At 65.6% G+C, this 17,080-nt stretch carries 14 protein-coding genes; 12 read left to right on the forward strand and 2 right to left on the reverse strand.

Annotated features, from left to right (window positions below; genetic code table 11):
* Positions 1-15 precede the first annotated feature (15 nt).
* Entirely contained in the window at positions 16-849 is an 834-nt protein-coding gene (gene panC, locus SNE35_RS26690) for a pantoate--beta-alanine ligase (RefSeq protein ID WP_320426174.1), read from the forward strand.
* A 116-nt stretch (positions 850-965) separates the two neighbouring features.
* A complete protein-coding gene (locus SNE35_RS26695) occupies positions 966-1,781 on the forward strand; it encodes an SDR family NAD(P)-dependent oxidoreductase (protein WP_320426080.1) in 816 nt (271 codons plus the stop codon).
* A 10-nt stretch (positions 1,782-1,791) separates the two neighbouring features.
* Here SNE35_RS26695 and SNE35_RS26700 read toward each other — a convergent pair whose 3' ends face one another.
* Complete coding sequence (locus tag SNE35_RS26700; protein ID WP_320426081.1) at positions 1,792-2,154, reverse strand: nuclear transport factor 2 family protein; 363 nt, start codon at positions 2,152-2,154, stop codon at positions 1,792-1,794.
* Positions 2,155-2,335: 181 nt separating this feature from the next.
* On the opposite strand from SNE35_RS26700, the gene SNE35_RS26705 reads away from it, so the two are divergent.
* The 10 genes from SNE35_RS26705 (at position 2,336) to SNE35_RS26750 (ending at position 15,623) form a co-directional block, all read left to right on the forward strand.
* Complete coding sequence (locus tag SNE35_RS26705; RefSeq protein WP_320426082.1) at positions 2,336-4,549, forward strand: molybdopterin-dependent oxidoreductase; 2,214 nt, start codon at positions 2,336-2,338, stop codon at positions 4,547-4,549.
* Between the two features lie 11 nt (positions 4,550-4,560).
* Positions 4,561-5,013, forward strand: coding sequence for a nuclear transport factor 2 family protein (locus SNE35_RS26710; protein WP_320426083.1), 453 nt, complete (start codon positions 4,561-4,563; stop codon positions 5,011-5,013).
* Positions 5,014-5,073: 60 nt separating this feature from the next.
* Complete coding sequence (locus SNE35_RS26715) at positions 5,074-5,922, forward strand: NAD(P)H-binding protein (protein ID WP_320426084.1); 849 nt, start codon at positions 5,074-5,076, stop codon at positions 5,920-5,922.
* A gap of 354 nt (positions 5,923-6,276) precedes the next feature.
* The gene (locus tag SNE35_RS26720; protein WP_320426085.1) at positions 6,277-7,986 is read left to right on the forward strand and encodes a DUF1302 domain-containing protein; all 1,710 of its coding nucleotides are present in this window, start codon (positions 6,277-6,279) and stop codon (positions 7,984-7,986) included.
* Positions 7,987-8,010: 24 nt separating this feature from the next.
* The gene (locus SNE35_RS26725; RefSeq protein ID WP_320426086.1) at positions 8,011-9,381 is read left to right on the forward strand and encodes a DUF1329 domain-containing protein; all 1,371 of its coding nucleotides are present in this window, start codon (positions 8,011-8,013) and stop codon (positions 9,379-9,381) included.
* A gap of 32 nt (positions 9,382-9,413) precedes the next feature.
* Positions 9,414-10,529, forward strand: a complete 1,116-nt coding sequence (locus tag SNE35_RS26730; protein WP_320426087.1) for a WD40/YVTN/BNR-like repeat-containing protein — start codon at positions 9,414-9,416, stop codon at positions 10,527-10,529.
* 7 nt (positions 10,530-10,536) lie between these two features.
* Complete coding sequence (locus tag SNE35_RS26735) at positions 10,537-13,008, forward strand: efflux RND transporter permease subunit (RefSeq protein ID WP_320426088.1); 2,472 nt, start codon at positions 10,537-10,539, stop codon at positions 13,006-13,008.
* Positions 13,001-13,966, forward strand: coding sequence for a VOC family protein (locus tag SNE35_RS26740; protein ID WP_320426089.1), 966 nt, complete (start codon positions 13,001-13,003; stop codon positions 13,964-13,966). The genes SNE35_RS26735 and SNE35_RS26740 overlap by 8 nt, the downstream gene beginning before the upstream one ends.
* A 3-nt stretch (positions 13,967-13,969) precedes the next feature.
* A complete protein-coding gene (locus SNE35_RS26745; protein WP_320426090.1) occupies positions 13,970-14,758 on the forward strand; it encodes an enoyl-CoA hydratase/isomerase family protein in 789 nt (262 codons plus the stop codon).
* Positions 14,759-14,783: 25 nt separating this feature from the next.
* Positions 14,784-15,623, forward strand: coding sequence for an SDR family NAD(P)-dependent oxidoreductase (locus SNE35_RS26750; protein ID WP_320426091.1), 840 nt, complete (start codon positions 14,784-14,786; stop codon positions 15,621-15,623).
* Between the two features lie 526 nt (positions 15,624-16,149).
* Here SNE35_RS26750 and SNE35_RS26755 read toward each other — a convergent pair.
* Positions 16,150-17,073: a quinone oxidoreductase family protein gene (locus SNE35_RS26755; RefSeq protein WP_320426092.1), complete on the reverse strand. Its 924-nt coding sequence runs from the start codon at positions 17,071-17,073 to the stop codon at positions 16,150-16,152.
* Positions 17,074-17,080 lie beyond the last annotated feature (7 nt).

The raw sequence follows: 17,080 nt of genomic DNA on the forward strand, positions 1-17,080 counted from the left end.
ATCTGAATGGCTGAGTTGATGCTTGTTCGTACCCTGGTCGACCTGCGCCAGGCGATTTCCGGAAACCAGCGCCGGGCTTTCGTGCCCACCATGGGCAATCTGCACGAAGGGCACCTGAACCTCGTCAGGGAGGCCAGGGCACATGGCGACTGCGTGATTGCCAGCATCTTCGTGAACCGGTTGCAGTTTGCCCCGCACGAGGACTTCGACAGCTATCCGCGCACGCTGGACCGCGACTGCAAGCAGCTGTTGGCCGCGGGCTGCGACATCGTGTTCGCGCCCAGCGAGCAGGAGCTCTACCCCGAGCCACAGGGCTACGTGGTGCAGGCGCCGGCCGGCCTGGGCGATGTGCTGGAAGGGGAGTTCCGCCCCGGCTTCTTCACTGGGGTCTGCACCATCGTGATGAAGCTGTTCCAATGCGTGCAGCCGCAGGTAGCGGTGTTCGGCAAGAAGGACTATCAGCAGCTGATGGTCGTCCGCAACATGGTGCGGCAGTTCAACATGCCGATCGACGTGGTCGGCATCGAGACCGAGCGGGCCGAGGATGGCCTGGCGCTGTCTTCGCGGAACGGCTATCTGAGTGCGGAGGAACGGGCGGAGGCGGTGCAGCTCTCGCTGGCCTTGCGCCGGCTGATCGAGGCGGTGAAGGGCGGTGCCACGGACCTCGCGGCCCTCGAGGCCGATGCCCTCGCGAGCCTGGCGGCGCGCGGCTGGCAGCCGGACTACCTGACCGTGCGCCGTCGTTCGGACCTGGCCCTGCCGCCCGCCGGCGAAGCCGGGGCACCGCTCGTGGCGCTGGGTGCCGCTCGCCTGGGCACGACGCGCTTGATCGACAACATTGAGTTCTGACCGGGCTGGCCGCCATCGGCCGGATATCGCCGAGGCGCTTGTCGATATCGCCGAACGCGCGGCCGGCGCCATCGCCTGCGCGGCTCCCCATACTGCCCGAAACGACAGGGGCAGCGATGGAACAGCGATACAAGGGCAAGTCCGTGGTGATCACCGGGGCTGGCAGCGGCATCGGCCGGGCGAGCGCGATGCGCTTCGCGCAGGAGGGCGCGTCGGTCCTCGCCACCGACCTCAATGCCGACACCGCTGCGCAGACGGCGCAGACCATCGTCGACGCGGGCGGCAAGGCGATCTCGCTGAAGGTGGACGCCGGCGTCGAGGTCGACATTCGTACGATGATTGAGTGCACGATGGACGCCCATGGCCGCATCGACGTGCTGTTCAACAACGCCGTCAACACCGGCGCGAACAAGGGCAAGCCCGACAAGGACTTCCTGAACTTCGACCCCGAGCGCTTCTGGGCCATCGTCAAAGTGAACGTGCTGGGCGGCGTGCTGGCCTGCAAGTACGCGATTCCGCACATGCTGAAGCAGGGTGGCGGCAACATCCTCTGGACCTCGTCCACCAGTTCGCTGGGCGGCGACGCCTCGCAGTTTTCCTACGGCGCGTCCAAGTCGATGGTGAACTGGTACGCCCAGACGATGGCGGCCACCTTCGGCAAGCAGGGCATCCGCAGCAACTGCATCCTGCCCGGCGTGATCCAGACCCCGGCGATGAAGGGCTGGGCTAACGAGGCGATGAATACAGCCTTCCTCGACATCAACAGCTCGACGCGCCTGGGCGAGCCCGAGGACGTGGCCGCGCTGGCCGCCTTCCTCTGCTCCGACGAAGCGCACTACATCAACGGCGTGCTGATGCCCTGCGACGGCGGCATGAGCTGCGGGATCCCGCACCTGCAGATCGTGCGCAACCTGCTCAAGGCGGCAGGTTGATGGCAAAGGCTCAGATCTGGGCCTGGTGGAAGTATCGGATCTGCAGGTCGTCGCCGTCGAAGCGGTAGAGCTCGATGCTCGGGCGAGGGGCCGTGCCCGCGCCCAGCGTCGTGTTCAGGTGGTAGCAGGCGGCCTCGTTGCCCGTGACCATCACTTCCTTGGGCTCGATGCGCACCTTGCCGGCGAAGCGCTGCCACATGTCCTCCAGGGCGGCCCAACCTTCGAGCGGTGGAATGCCGATGTACTCGATGGTCATCCGGCCGGGAACGATGGCGCGGTAGACGGCGAACATCTGTTCTTTCCTGCCGGCGTTCCAGAACTCGACCGAATCGTGCAGGAACTGGCGGATCTCTTCAGGGCTGCGTGTCTTCATGGGCTGTCTCCGGGGCTATGGATGTTGCCCATGATGGCCGGGCCTGCGCCTGCTGCGGTGTGTCACGCTATCGGCGAGCCCGCTTTGAATGTTCCCGAAATGCTGCTGGCATGTATCGAAGTGCGCTTCGGCGATGCTCACGCCGCCCCGTACGCGGACTCGGTCTTCCTAGACTGGCCGCATGACTTCAGACACCACCATCCATCGCCATTCCTGCACGCTGTGCGAGGGCATGTGCGGCATCAAGGTGGAGGTGCGCGGCGAGCAGGTGATCGGCATCCGGCCCGACGCGGACAACGTCTTCAGCCGCGGCCATATCTGTCCGAAAGGCACGACCCTCGGCGCCGTCCACCATGACCCGGACCGCCTGCGCCGACCGATGATCCGCAGCGGGAGCGAGTGGCGCGAGGCGGGCTGGGAGGAAGCTTTCGCGCACATTGAGCAACTGGTGGCCGGCGTGCGCGAGCGCCACGGGACGGACGCCTTCGCCTTCTACAGCGGCAACATGAACAAGAGCGGCTTCGACACCGCCCGCTACCTGATGCTGCTGGCGCAGCAAGCCCGCTTCGCGCAGCGCTTTTCGTCCTCCAGCGTCGACCAGTTGCCGAAGAACGTCAGCACCTTCCTGATGTACGGCGACATGTGGAAGATGCCGATTCCGGATGTGGATCGCACCGACCTTTTCGTGATCTTCGGTGGCAATCCGTCGGCGTCGAAGGGGAGCATGTTCTCGCACCGAGACGTGATGGGCGCGATCAAGGGGATGCGCGGGCGTGGCGGGCGGCTGGTCGTGGTGGACCCGGTTCGCACCGGCACGGCGCAGGCCGCCGATCAATGGATAGGCATACGCCCGGGCGCCGACGCGGCAATGCTGATGGCGATCGTGCAGGTGCTGTTCGCGGACGGCCTGGTGCGGCTGCGTCATCTGGACGGTTTGGTGAACGGCGTCGACGAGATTCGTAGGCTCAGCGCCGGCTATACGCCGGAGCGTGTCAGTGCCTTCTGCGGCGTGGCACCCGAGGTGATCCGGACGCTGGCGCGCGATATCGCCGCGGCGCCACGAGCGGCCATCTACGGCCGCATCGGGACGTGCACGCAGGAATTCGGCACGCTGGCTTCGTGGCTCGTCGACGTGGTGGCCGTGTTGACGGGCAACCTGGACCGCGAGGGCGGCACGATGTGGAGCGACCCGGTCGCGCCGCACTTGAAGCTGACCCCGCCCTACCGCACCGATGCACCGCTGCTGGGGCCGAGGAACCGCGTGCGCGGCGTGCCGGGGATCCTGGGCAACTACCCGGCGTCCTGCCTGGCGGAGGAGATCGACACGCCCGGGCCGGGCGCGATACGTGGCCTGCTGACCTCCGGCTGCAACCCGGTGCTGTCGGCGCCGGGCTCGGCCCGGCTCGACGCGGCACTGTCGTTGCTCGAGTGCATGGTCAGCATCGACCTCTACATCAACGAGACCACGCGCCATGCGCACGTGATCCTGCCCCCTCTGTCGCCGCTGGAGCAGCCGCACTACGACGTCTGGTCTTGGCCGTTCAGCCTGACTGTGGGCGGCCATTACTCGGCAGCGATTTTCCCGCCGAAGGAGCGGCCGGCCGAATGGCGCGTGCTCGCGCGGCTGGGCTCGATCTTCGGCGGGCAGTCCGAAGCGGATGTCGACGCGCTGGACGATGCCTTCTTCGCCCGCATGTGCCAGCAGTTGGGCCTCGACCCGCCGTCGGTGATGGCGCAACTGCCTGAGCGCGGCGGCGAGCGCATCCTCGACCTGTGCATCCGTACGGGGCCGCTGGGCGATCGCTTCGGCGAGAACCCCGGCGGACTGAACCTGCAAAGTTTCAAGGACGCGCCGGACGGCCTGCTCTTCGGCCACGCCAAGCCGCAGGGCGCTGCAGCCTACAAGACCCCGTCGAAGCGGCTCGAACTAGCGCCGCCCTACATGGCGGAAGACCTGCCGCGGCTGGAGGCGGCGATGGCGCGCGAGCGGCCCGAGTTCGTGCTCGTCAGCCGGCGCAACCTGCGCTCGCTCAACTCCTGGATGCACAACATGTATGCACTGGTGAAAGGCAGGGACCGCTGCACCCTGCAGATCCACACCGAGGACGCCGCGCGGCTGGGTATCGAGGAGGGCGACACGGTCGAAGTCACCAGCGGCAGCGGCACCGTCCACGTGGCGGCCGAGCCGATCGACGACATCCGCCGCGGCGTCGTGTCGCTGCCGCACGGCTGGGGCCATGGCCAGTCGGGCAGCCGCATGGCGACGGCAGCCGGCCACCCCGGCGTCAACTACAACCTGCTGAGCCCGGGGCCTCTGGTGGATGCGGCCTCGGGGAACGCGATGCTCAATGGCATCCCCGTGACGGTGACGCCCGTGACGACAGTACAGGCTTGAGGAGAACTCCGATGGGACAGCGTCAGGAAGACTTCATCCGCGAGTTCTGCGCCAGCTTCGGCGACGGCAGCTACGAGACCCGGCCGGACGTCGACCGGATCCTTTCGATGATGGCGGAGAACGCCGAATGGCAGCTTTGGGTGCCGGGCGGCCCGAAGATCTCGGGCCGCGCCGCGATCCGGCAGGAGCTGGAGCGGCAGATGGGCTTCCTGCGGCAGAACCGCTGCAACATCAAGAACATCCTGTCCAGCGACCGCCTGGTGATGACCGAGCGCGTCGATGACGCCGTGCTGTACGGCCGCGATGCCTGGCACACGATGGTCGCGGTCTATGTGCTCGACGACCAGGGCCTGATCAGCGAGTGGCGGGAGTACCTGGACATGGCCGACCTTGCCGCGAAGAAGAAGGGCCCGGTGCTGCCGGCCTACCGTGACCAGTACGGTGAGACTGGTGAATCGCCCTGAACTGAGGCGTAAGGCGCCTCGCGCATCCATTTTTGTCTTGTCTGGAGGAGTGAATTCATCATGAAAATCGGTGTCAGCGGTGCAAGCGGACAACTCGGGAAAGCTGTGCTGAAGGAGCTGATCGGTCGCGGCGGCGGGCACGCGATCGTGGGCATCTCGCGCACACCGACCATGGTGCTGGCCCCGGTCCAGGGCCGGCATGGCGATTACGACCAACCGGATTCGCTCGTGCTGGCCTATGCGGGACTGGACCGTTTGCTGATCATTCCGAGTGCCGATCTGGCACCCGGGGCGCGGGCGCGCCAACTCGTCGCGGCCATCGACGCGGGCGTGCAAGCCGGGGTCGGGCACATCGTGTTGGTGTCTTCTGCGGGCACGCGCCAGGCGGCGGAGCCGGCCGTCGGCGCCGCCTACTGGATCGGCGAACAGCACTTGATGAAGACCGCCGCGCGGTGGACCGTCCTGCGGATGAACTTCTATGCGGAAGCCTTTGGCCTGGAGGTGGCGCGTTCGCTGGCCACGGGCATGCTGACCGGCCTGGGCGAGAACCGCGTGGCCTTCGTGTCGCGCGACGATGTGGGAGCCGCAGCAGCGGGCCTTCTGCTGGGCGAGGGCCACGCCGGCGCCGTCTACGAGGCGACCGGTCCGGCTGCGATCTGCGGCGCCGAGCGGGCTGCGCTGGTGGCCGAGTTGACCGGAAAGCCCTTCGGTTACGTGATCATCTCGGAAGCGCAGCTGCGCGGCGGGCTCGCCAAGGCCGGCCTGACGCCCGAGCTCGTCGAGACGGTCGTCGGCCTGCGTACCAAGTTTGTTGATGGCGACTTCGATGTCGTCAGCGGCTGCGTGGAGCGCCTGGCCGGCCGGCCGCCACGCACGCTGAGTGACGTACTCCGCACGATGCTGGCGTAAGTCTGGCTACTACCTGACGAGCCCGGGAGCTGATGCTCGCCGGGCTCGCTGCATTCCGGACACGAGGCTTCCGTCTGTCCGTCAAGCGTGACAACTCGGCCGGATGTGTCCAAGAGCGCGACGGCGCTACACGGGCGCATCTTCCGAGATGGGTTGGACCACCATCTTCATTCAGCTCGTATTCGTTATAAGTACAAACTCTCGTATTCTGTTCATATTCTGGTTATAGAATTTCTATCGCAATGCAGAATTCCGCGCCAGGGCGGGACTGAGATCGCGAACAAGAACTGCTGCGTAGAAGCTGCTCCAAAGCAGCCACGCGAATGACATTGATCATCAAACGGAGACAGCGATATGAATGAGCATCGGCGGCGGGCTGCGGCCCTGAGACTTCATGCGATTGCCAGCGCGCTGGCCCTCTGGGGCGGCGCGGCCGCAGCAGTGGAGATCGACACCGGCAATCCCGACCTGCAAATGCGCTGGGACAACACGTTCCGTTACAACCTGGGGGTGCGCACCGACTCCCAGGACCCGCGCATCATGTCCAACCGTTCCTATGACGAGGGTGACGCCAAGTTCGGCAAGGGCAAGATCGTCACGAACCGCTTCGATCTTTTGAGCGAGTTCGACGTCAACTACGCCGGCCAGTTCGGCGCGCGGCTGGCTGCAGCAGGCTGGTACGACCAGGCCTACGACAAGCACGGCATCACCTCGCCGGCGCCCGGCGGCTTCTCCACAAGCTACTTCAACGACCGCTACAACAGCAAGGTCGAACGCTACGTCAATGGTCCGTCCGCCGAGTTCCTCGACGCCTTCGCCTGGACCAACTTCAACGTCGGCAGCGTGCCGGTCAACGTGAAGCTGGGCCGCCACGCGATCATCTGGGGCGAGGGCTCGGTGATCGGTGCCCACGCGATCTCCTATTCGCAGGCGCCGACCGACGCCGTCAAGGCGGTGGCCAGCCCGGGCATCGAGACCAAAGAGCTGCTGATGCCGATCAACCAACTGTCCTTCAAGGCGCAGGTGACCAGCGACCTGACCGTGGCTGGTCAATACTTCCTGGAGTGGCGCCCGCTGCGGGCACCCAACGGCGGCACCTTCCTGGTGGGCGCCGACACTTCGCCCAACGTGGACCGCCTCGCGATCGCCCCGGGCGTCAATGCCAACAACGTGGCCCCCCTGACGCCGCACCAGCGTGGCAACTGGGGCATCAGCGCCCGGCTGAACGTGGCCGCGATCGATGCCACCATCGGCGCCTACTACCGCGTCTTCGACGACTACGCGCCCGAGAACGGCATCCAGTTCCTGACCTTCAACGGCCCGCTGCCGACAACCTTCCGCTTCGTCTACCCGCAGAACGTCAAACAGACCAGCCTAAGCTTCGCCAAGGGTATCGGCCCGGTCAGCTTCGGCAGCGAACTGTCGTACCGCCAGAACGGCGCTCTGAATTCGACCGGCAGCTACGGCCCGACCGACAACACCGGTGCCCGGGGCAACACCTGGCACGCGATCGTGAACGGCACCTATCTGCTGCCGAAGACCGCGCTGTTCGACACCGGCAGCCTGCTGGTCGAACTGGCCTACAGCCGCTTGGAGAAGGTGACCCAGAACTTGGCCTTGTACCGCGGCGAAGGCAACCTGACGCCGATGAATGCCGCGGGCGCGCTGTCCTGCTCCAAGTCCGGTGCAGCTGCCACCGTCGCGGGGGATGTGTCCGATGGCTGCTCGACGAAGAACTTCCTACAGGCGGCCATCAGCTTCAGTCCGACCTACATCGGCGTGCTGCCGTCTTGGGACCTGGAAGTGCCGATGTTCGTCCAATACGGCATCAAGGGCACGGCGGCCAGTGCCAGTGCCGGTTTCGAGGGCGCGCTTAGCTACTCGCTGACGGCCAAGATGACCTATTCGTCGCGCCACGAGTTCTCGTTGAAGTACGCGGACACCCGGGCCAGGACCAAGTACAACGCGGCTGGTACAACAGTGATCGGAGGCAGTGGTTCAGGCAGCGTACTCGGGGGGACCGATCGCGGCTGGTTGGTCTTCACCTACAAGACCTCGTTCTGATCCGCAGCCCCAGGAGACAAGACCATGAAACAACTGAACCTCACCCTTTGCGCGGTCGCCATCGCTTTGCTTGGTGCCCCCGCTTTTGCTGCAGTCTCGGCCGATGAAGCCAAGCAGCTCGGCACGACGTTGACCGAGTTCGGCGCCCTCAAGGCAGGCAATGCAGAAGGCACGATTCCCGCCTACACCGGCGGCCTGACCACGGCGCCCGCCGGATTCAAGCCCGACAGCGGCTTCTGGGTCGACCCGTTCAAGGACGAGAAGCCGCTGTTCCGCATTGACTCCAAGAACATGGAGAAGTACGCGGACAAGCTCAGCGAAGGTCAGAAACGCGTGTTGAAGGAAGATCCGAATTACTACCTCGAGATCTTCCCCAGCCACCGCACCGCGGCCTATCCGGAGAAGGTGCTTAAGGCCACCGTGCGTAACGCCACCGGCTGCAAGACCACTCACGAAGGCATCGGCGTGGACGTAGCCTGCCGCGGCGGGCTGCCTTTCCCGATCCCGAAGACCGGCCTGGAAGCGCTCTGGAACCAGATCCTGCACTACCAGAGCGACACCGCCGTCACCACGTCGGCCTCCCGTTCCTGGGTGATCGATACGGCCGGCAAGCCGACGATGACGGCCGAGCAGAGCACCTACACCGATGCGACCTGGTACCAGCCTGATTTGCCGGATCGCGACCCGACGATGGCCTGGCGCGTCTACTCGGTCACCAAGTCTCCGGCGCGCCTGGCCGGCGGCGTGACCGGCATTACCGACTTCATCGACCCGATGCAACAGCCGCGAAAGGCCTGGGGTTACACGCCCGGTCAGCGCCGCATCAAGATGTCGCCCGAGTTCTCGTACGACACGCCCGTGGCCAGCCAGGGCGGGCTGACGCTGTTCGACGAACTGTTTGTCGTCTCTGGCAAGCTCGACCGCTTCGACTACAAGCTGGTGGGGAAGAAGGAGATGTACCTGCCCTACAACCAGTACAAGGGCTCGTTCGAGTGCCCGACGCTGGAGATGGGCCTTCAGGCCAAGCACACCAACCCGGTCTGCGACCGCTGGGAGCTCCACCGCGTTTACGTGGTCGAGGCGACGTTGAAGCAGGGGATGCGCCACGCCTATTCCAAGCGCGTCTACTACATGGACGAGGATCTCTCGGCCGCGGCTCTCTACGACGCCTTCGACCAGAACGGCGCGCTGTACCGCTCGATCTTCAACGGCATGGTCCAGCTCTATGACAAGAAGCTGCCCTGGGCCGTGCGCACGACGATCTATGACTTCAGCAAGGGCCAGTACGGCTACTTCAACGACGTCATGGTCGGCGGCCACAAAGTAGAGGCAAAGCCGCGCTCCGAGCGCGAACTGAACGCCGAAGCGATCGTCACACGCGAGACCGCCCGCTGATCGCGTCCTGCCGACCCACCGGAGGCTCCGTGGTGATCTTGAGTTCAATCCTGCGGCCTCTGGTGGCCGGCCTGCTCAGTGTGGGCATGACGCTGATGGTGGTGTCGGATGCGGCGGGGACCGCCTCGCGGACGCGGCCCGATCCGCTCGATGTGGCGGCGCGGCCGACGTCGTTCACCAAGGGCTGGGCGACAACCGGCATCGCGCGCCAAGGCAAGCAGTTGCTGGCCGTCGGCCCGCGCGGGCTGATCCTGGCATCGGTCGACGGCGCCGCGACCTGGACGCAGGAGGAGAGCCCCGTCTCCACCGACCTAGTCACCGTGCGCTTCACCGCGCCGAAGACCGCCTGGGCCATCGGCCATGACGGCGTGGCGCTGCGCAGCACCGACAGCGGCCAGCACTGGGAGCGCATTCTCGACGGGCGCAAGCTGTTCGCGCTGCTGAAAAGCAGCTACGAGCCGCGCGCCAAGGCCGGCGATGCCGGTGCAGCGGCGGTGCTAAAGGAGGTAGAGCGCTCGGCCGAACAATCGGCCACGCCGGGCGTGCTGCCCACGCCGATGCTGGACCTTTGGTTCTCTCCGGAGACGCCTTCCGAGGGGCTGATGGTCGGCGCTTTCGGCCTGGTGCTGGCCACACATGACGGCGGCACGAGCTGGGAACCGCTGATCGAGCGTACCGACAACGATCGGCGCTTCCATCTGTACGCCGTCGGCGGGCAGGGCGAGGAGCGCTACATCGCTGGCGAGCAGGGCCTGCTGATGCGTTGGGACGCGGCGCAGCAGCGGTTCGCCAAAGTCGAGACTCCGTACGCCGGCAGCTACTTCGGCATCGACGTCATGCCGGGTCGGCTTATCGCCTACGGCCTGCGCGGCAATGCCTACGCCAGCGAGGACGGCGGCACCCACTGGAACAAGATCGAGACCGGCGTGGACGACAACCTGGTCGCGCTGGTGCCCCGCGCCAAGGGCGATTTTCTGCTGATCTCGCAGTCTGGCCAGGTGCTGGCCGTGCCGCAGGGCGGCCTGACCGCCAAGGCCCTGCATGTGACGCCCACAAGCGAAATCTTCGCCGCGACTGATACCGGCGGCCAGCAACTGGTGCTGGCCCAGATCAACGGCCTGCGCACGATCGAACTGCCTACCCGGTGATCCGCTGATGAGTGCCTATCAAGAGAAATCTGCCAACCCGGCGATGCCGGTGATCGCCGACGTGCGCGACTTCGATGTGAAGTCCGGCAACCTGGCCGAACGCGTGATCTTCAACCACCGAGCGCTGGTGATCGCGCTGTGCGTCGTCGCCACCGTAGTGCTGGGCTGGTTCGCGAGCCGGCTCAACGTCAACGCGAGCTTCGAGCGGATGATTCCGCCATCGAGCCCGTACGTCAAAAACTACTTGGCCTACAAGTCCGACCTGCCGGGCCTGGGCAACACGATCCGCATCGTCGTCGAGAACAAGAGCGGCGATATCTACGACAAGGACTACCTCGAGGCGCTGCGCAAGGTCAACGACACGCTCTACCTGATCCCGGGCACAGACCGCTCGTGGATGAAATCGCTGTGGATGCCGATCGTGCGCTGGCGACAGGTGACGGAGGAGGGCGTGGCCGGCGGCGCGGTGATGCCGGCGGACTACAGCGGCACGCCGACCTCGATCGAACGGCTGAAGACCAACATCTCGCGCGCCAACATTATCGGAAGCCTCGTCGCCAATGATCTGAAGTCCTCGATGATCGTCGTTCCGCTGCTGGACCGCACGCCGGGCACCGGCCAGCCGCTGAATTACGGCGAGTTCTCGCGCGCGCTGGAATCCAAGGTGCGCCTGTTCGAGAGCGACAAAGTCGGCATCCACATCATCGGCTTCGGCAAGATCGTGGGGGACCTGATCGCGGGCCTGCATCAGGTGATGGTCTTCTTCGGCGTCTCGGTGGTGATCGCGGCGCTGTTCGTGTTCGCCTACACGCGCTGCCTGCGCAGCACGACGCTGCTTGTGACGGTTGCCGTGGCGGGCGTCGTCTGGCTGCTGGGCCTGATGCAGATCTTCGGCTATGAGTTGGACCCCTACTCGATCCTCGTGCCCTTCCTGATCTTCGCTATCGGCCTCTCGCACGGGGCGCAGAAAATGAACGGCATCCTGCAGGACGTGGGTCGCGGCACACACAAGTACGTGGCCGCGCGGTACACGTTCCGTCGCCTCTTCATGGCGGGGCTGACCGCGCTGCTGACCAATATCGTCGGCTTCGCCGTGCTGGGCATCATCGACATCCCGGTGATCCGCGATCTGGCCATCACGACCAGCATCGGCGTCTCAGTGCTGGTGTTCACCAAGCTGGTCCTGATCCCGGTGACGCTGAGCTATATCGGCGTCAGCCCGGCCGCCGCCAAGCGCGCGCTGGCTGAGGACGACGAGACGAAGCAGGGGCGGACTCACCTTGCCCGCATCTGGAAGGGCTTGGACCGCCTGACCGAGCGCCGCGGCGCCATCGCCGCCATCGGCGTTGCACTGGCACTGACGGTGGTGAGTGCCGTGGCTATGCGCCACCTGCGCATCGGCGACCTGGATCCCGGCGCGCCCGAGCTGCGCGCCGACTCACGCTACAACCGCGACAACGCCTACGTCACCGAGCATTACGGGCTCTCCAGCGACCAGTTCGTCGTCATCATGAAGACCGACCAGGAAGGTTGTCGCTTCTACGAGTCACTCCAACTGATGGACGCGCTGGCGCTGAAGCTGCGCGAAACCGAAGGTGTGCAGGCCACCGGCTCGCTGGCCCAGTCCACTCGTTTCATCACCGCTGCGCTGGCCGAGGGCAGTGGCAAGTGGCTGACCATCAGCCGCGATCAGGCGCTGACCAACGTGGCCGTGTCCGCCGCGATGATTGCCACGCCCGACATCACCAACCAGCAGTGTTCGGTGACGCCGCTTATCGCCTACCTGAGCGACCACAAGGCCGACACGCTCAGCCGAGTGCTGAAGGTCAGCGAGGACTTCGCCGGCCAGTTCAACACGGTGGACGGCACCGCCCATCCGACTCACTTCCTGCTCGCTGCGGGCTCTGCTGGCATCGAGGCGGCCACTAATATCGAAGTCGAGCGCGGCGTGCTGAAGATGTACTTGGCCGTCTACGGCGCCACGGCGCTGCTGTGCCTCCTGACCTTCCGCAGCCTGCGCGCCACGCTGGTTGCGATGATCCCCTTGGTCATCACAACAGTGCTGTGCAAGGCGCTGATGGTGGCGCTGGGCATCGGCCTCAAGGTGGCGACGCTGCCGGTGATCGCGGTTGGCGTGGGCGTCGGCGTGGACTACGCGCTATACCTGCTGAGCGTGCAACTGGCGATGCAGCGCCGTGGCGCCACGCTGGCCCAATCCTACCGCCGTGCCTTGGACTTCACCGGCCGCGTTGTCGCGCTGGTGGGCCTGACGATGGCCGCCGGCGTCATCACTTGGGCCTGGTCGCCGATCAAGTTCCAGGCCGACATGGGCATCCTGCTGACCTTCATGTTCCTGTGGAACATGGTCGGTGCCCTGGTGCTGATTCCGGCGCTCTCCCACTTCCTTCTCAATCCGAAGAGCCAGCCCCCGGTGGCTGCGCCGCTCACCCCGCACATCAAGGAGCAATTGCATGTTTGAACTGCTGATGAGCGCTGACATGATGGTCAGCGATCCAGACGGGATGGCCGAACTGCTGGTCACCCGACTCGGCATCCACAAGCACGAGCGCTGGCGCCAGGCCTTCGCCGACCACCCGTACATCGCCCACTTCCTGCGTGTGCACAAATCGCTGGCGGTGTCGCCCACGCGGGTGGAACCGCAGGGGCACCTGGACAAGCCCAACCACGGCGACCCGATGTTCCACGAGTTCCTGGAGAGCTTGAAGGACTTTCAGGGCCGGCACCGTCCGATGCTGACTCACTCGATCGTGCTCGCCACCCACAGCGCTAAGTTCGACGCGCTGATGGAGAAGCTGATGCGCCGCCGCCTGCGTTTCCGCATGGCGCAGCGTACGCCGGCAATGCCCTTCGACCGCATGTGGATGGGTGTCACGCCCGAGGATCCGCGCTACGAGCCTTCCGTGGACGGTGGCCTGTGCATCGAGGTGATGCCGATCGAACCGCTGCAACTGCCACCCGAGACTTTCGCCGTGCCGGCACCCACGGCGCGAGACCTGAAGCCGGGCGACATGGTGCGAGTGAGTTCTCGCGGCTTCCTGGTGCGCAATCTCGATGAAACGCTGCGCCGCTGCTCCGCCAACCTCGACTGGGAACCCCATGGTCAAGTGGAAGTGCTGGAACAGGAGGGCTACCGCCGCGCGACGATGGAGTTCTCGCTGCCCAACAGCGCGACGCTGGACGTGATCGAGGCCACGCGCTGGAACGGCGACGCCGGCACCTACGTCAACAGTTGGGGCCCGGGGCCGTACTACATCCGCATCGCCGTCAACCACCTGAAGGCCAAGGCCGAGGACCTTCGCTCGCGCGGCACGGCCTTCACCTGGATCGACGAATGCCAGGCCGTTGGCGGCAAGTCTCTGATCCGCGTGGATCCGGCCGGCCTGCAGGGGCAGCTGTTCGAGTTCGAAGAGGACTGATTCATGTCCGAAGAAGCAGCAGTTCGCGTCGACCGCGAAGGTGAGGTGGGTTGGATCGTTCTGAACCGGCCCGACCAGATCAACGCGATCAATGACGACATCCGCAAGGCGGTGCCGGCTGCGCTGGCCGAGCTGGAGGCCGACCCCGGCATCCGCGTGATCGTGATCCGGGGTGAGGGCCCCCGGGGCTTCTGTGCCGGCGCTGACATCAAGGAACGCCGGGAGGCTGAGACCTCGCTGCAGGTGCGCCGCCGCATGCAGGGCTCTCGCTGGATCGAATCGCTCGACCGTCTTGAGAAGCCGGTCATCGCTGCGATTCACGGCTACTGCATGGGTGGCGGCATGGAACTGGCGCTGGCCTGCGACATCCGCTTCGTCTCTCCTGACGTGGTGCTGGCCTTGCCGGAGACCGGTCTCGGCCTGATCCCCGGCGGTGGCGGAACGCAGCGCTTGCCCAGGATCGTCGGCCCCGGTCGTGCGCTGGATCTGTTACTCACCGGTGGACGCGTCGGAGCCGAGGAAGCCAAGGCTATGGGCCTGGTGACCCGCGTGGCGACGAGTGCCACCACGCTGATCGAGGAAACGCGGGCGCTGGCGCAGCAGATCGCCGCCAAGCCGCCGGTGGCCACCGCGTATGCCAAGCAGGCCGCGCGCGCAGCGCTACGGTTGGACCTCAAGAGCGGGTTGGACCTGGAACTTGACCTCTTTGCGCTGCTGGCCCCGATGCACGATGTGAAGGAAGCGGCGCTAGCCTTCCGCGAGAAGCGCGCGCCGAAGTTCAGCGGCCATTGATCCAACGATCGAGAGCGAGCACGTAATGAATTATTCAAGCAGAGACCGCCTCGGCGGCAAGGTCGCCATCGTCACCGGCGCGGCCCATGGCCTGGGCGCCGAGACAGCGCGGGTGCTGGCGTCCCAGGGCGCACGGGTGGCGATCGTCGACATCAACCTCGAGGCAGCCCAGGGCGTGGTGGCCGAGATCGAGGCGGCCGGCGGTGAGGCCATGGCCATCAAAGTGGATCTGACCTCCGAGTCCGACATCATGGGCATGGCCGAAGCCGTCGCGCAGCGCTTCGGTCGCATCGACGTGCTGCACAACAATGCCGCCGCGCTCGATGTGCCGCAGCGCCAGGCAGACCGAGACGTCTGCAATGTCTCGATCGACGCCTGGGACCGGGCGCTCGACGTCAATGCCCGCGGCGCCATGCTGTGTAGCAAGCACGTGGTGCCGGTGATGCTGAAGACTGGCGGAGGATCGATCATCCACTCGACCTCGGGCTTCGGCCAACTGGGCGACGTGACGCTGACGGCCTACGCTGCCTCGAAGGCGGCGCTGATGGCGCTTTCGCGTTCGATCGCCGCCCAGTTCGGGAAGAAGGGCATTCGCTCCAATGCCATCATGATCGGCTTCGTCGTCAACGACCATGCTCAGAAGACGGTGCCCGAGGAGGTCAAGCAGATCCTCTTGGCGCAACACTTGACCCCGCAACTGGGCAGCCCGCGCCAAATTGCTGATGTCGTGGCTTTCCTTGCCAGCGAGGAATCGTCCTTCATCACGGGTGCGACGATCCCTGTCGATGGTGGCTTTACCAGCCACTCGCCGGCGATGGTGCCGCTGAGCGAGTATTTCGAGCGGCAGGGGTCGAACAAGCTCTGATCAGTCGCCCCGTGCAGCCGAGATGGAAGGTGACTTTCGAATTTCAATGGAATTTCAGCATCTGAGCCTTCGCCAGTTGCGTGTCCTGCGCGTGTTAGGCGCCTATCCGAACCTCGCATTCGCTTCGCGGCGTCTGCATGTGTCCCAGCAAGCGTTGAGATCGATGATTGATGAGTTGATTGGGAGCCTGGGAGAAGGCCGTCTTCGCATGGAACGGGGTGTCATCTGCATATCTCCACAACTGGCTGCAGAAATCGCCCGCTGCTTTACGGAGTAGCAGTCTCGTAGCGCGCCGTCTGTTGATCAGCAAGCAATTGCGTTGTCTCATGTGCGTGGCATATGGTCCGCCTTGCTGCGGTAGAGCGTGCTCCGCCGGCGGTGGCGAAGTGGCGAGTGCGCCTTGTCACCAGCCTACCCTGAGTGGAGGCTGTCAGCCATAAGGCTTCCATTGCTCTCCCGAGCAATGGGCGTCGAACCTCGTAGTTGCGCTTTCACCGGCTCGCACACGCTGGTCCGCCCGACATGCTCAACGCATCTTCGCCGTCACCTTCGCGTGCGGCCCCTCCACCTGCGCGGCCCATGCCTCGGCCGCCTGATCGAAGCTGAAGTCCAGGTAGTCGATGGCGATCTTGTTCTCGCGGTCGATCTGCAGCAACCGCTCCCAGATCGCGCGGCGATCGGCCGCCGGGCGCTGGCCGGTGCCGATGCAGGAGAGGGTGCGGAACAGCAGGTCGGCGATGTCCAGATTGATCTGGCGGCCGGCGCCGGTGCCGATGGTCATGATGCGGGCGCCCCAGCGAGTGGCCTTCAGCGCCGACAGCAGCGGCTGGCCGCAGACGAGATCCAGCACGACGTCGAAGCCGCCGTTGGAGGTGTCCTTCAGCGCGGCGACGTCGTCGGCGCCACCGAGCTTGATACCGGCATCGGCCACGCCGCGGCTGACTAGGCGCTGCAGCGATTCCTCCGAACGGGCCGCCGCCACCACGCGGCCGGCGCCCATGTGGCGGGCGAGTTGCAGCGCGATCTGGCCCAGGGTGCCGGTGGCGCCAAGGATCAGCACGTTTTCGCCTTTCTGGATGGCGGCCTTCTCCAGCGGCACCAGCGCGCCGGTGGCGGCGATGCCCATGCTGATCGCGGTCTTGTCGTCCACGTCGTCGGGCACGGCCCAGACCTCTTCGGCCGGCACAAGCGTGCGCTCGGCCCAGGCACCGAAAGGCTGCACTGAGCGCTCGCCAAAGTAGACCCGCTGGCCGTCCTTCAGGCGGCCGACGCCTTCGCCGCGGATGACGCAAGGGAATTCAATGCCCAACCGGTAGGCGCCGAGCACGTCCCAGCCGCCCAGGCCGGCCGTGTCCATCTCGATCAACAGGGCTCCTTCGCGCGGCTCCGGTTCACGAAACTCGGTCAGTACGGGGGCAACGCCGCGTTCCGGAATGACTGCTGCTTTCATCGGTGAT

Origin of the sequence: Roseateles agri (assembly GCF_034043675.1) — a bacterium.
GTDB lineage: Bacteria > Pseudomonadota > Gammaproteobacteria > Burkholderiales > Burkholderiaceae_C > KK5.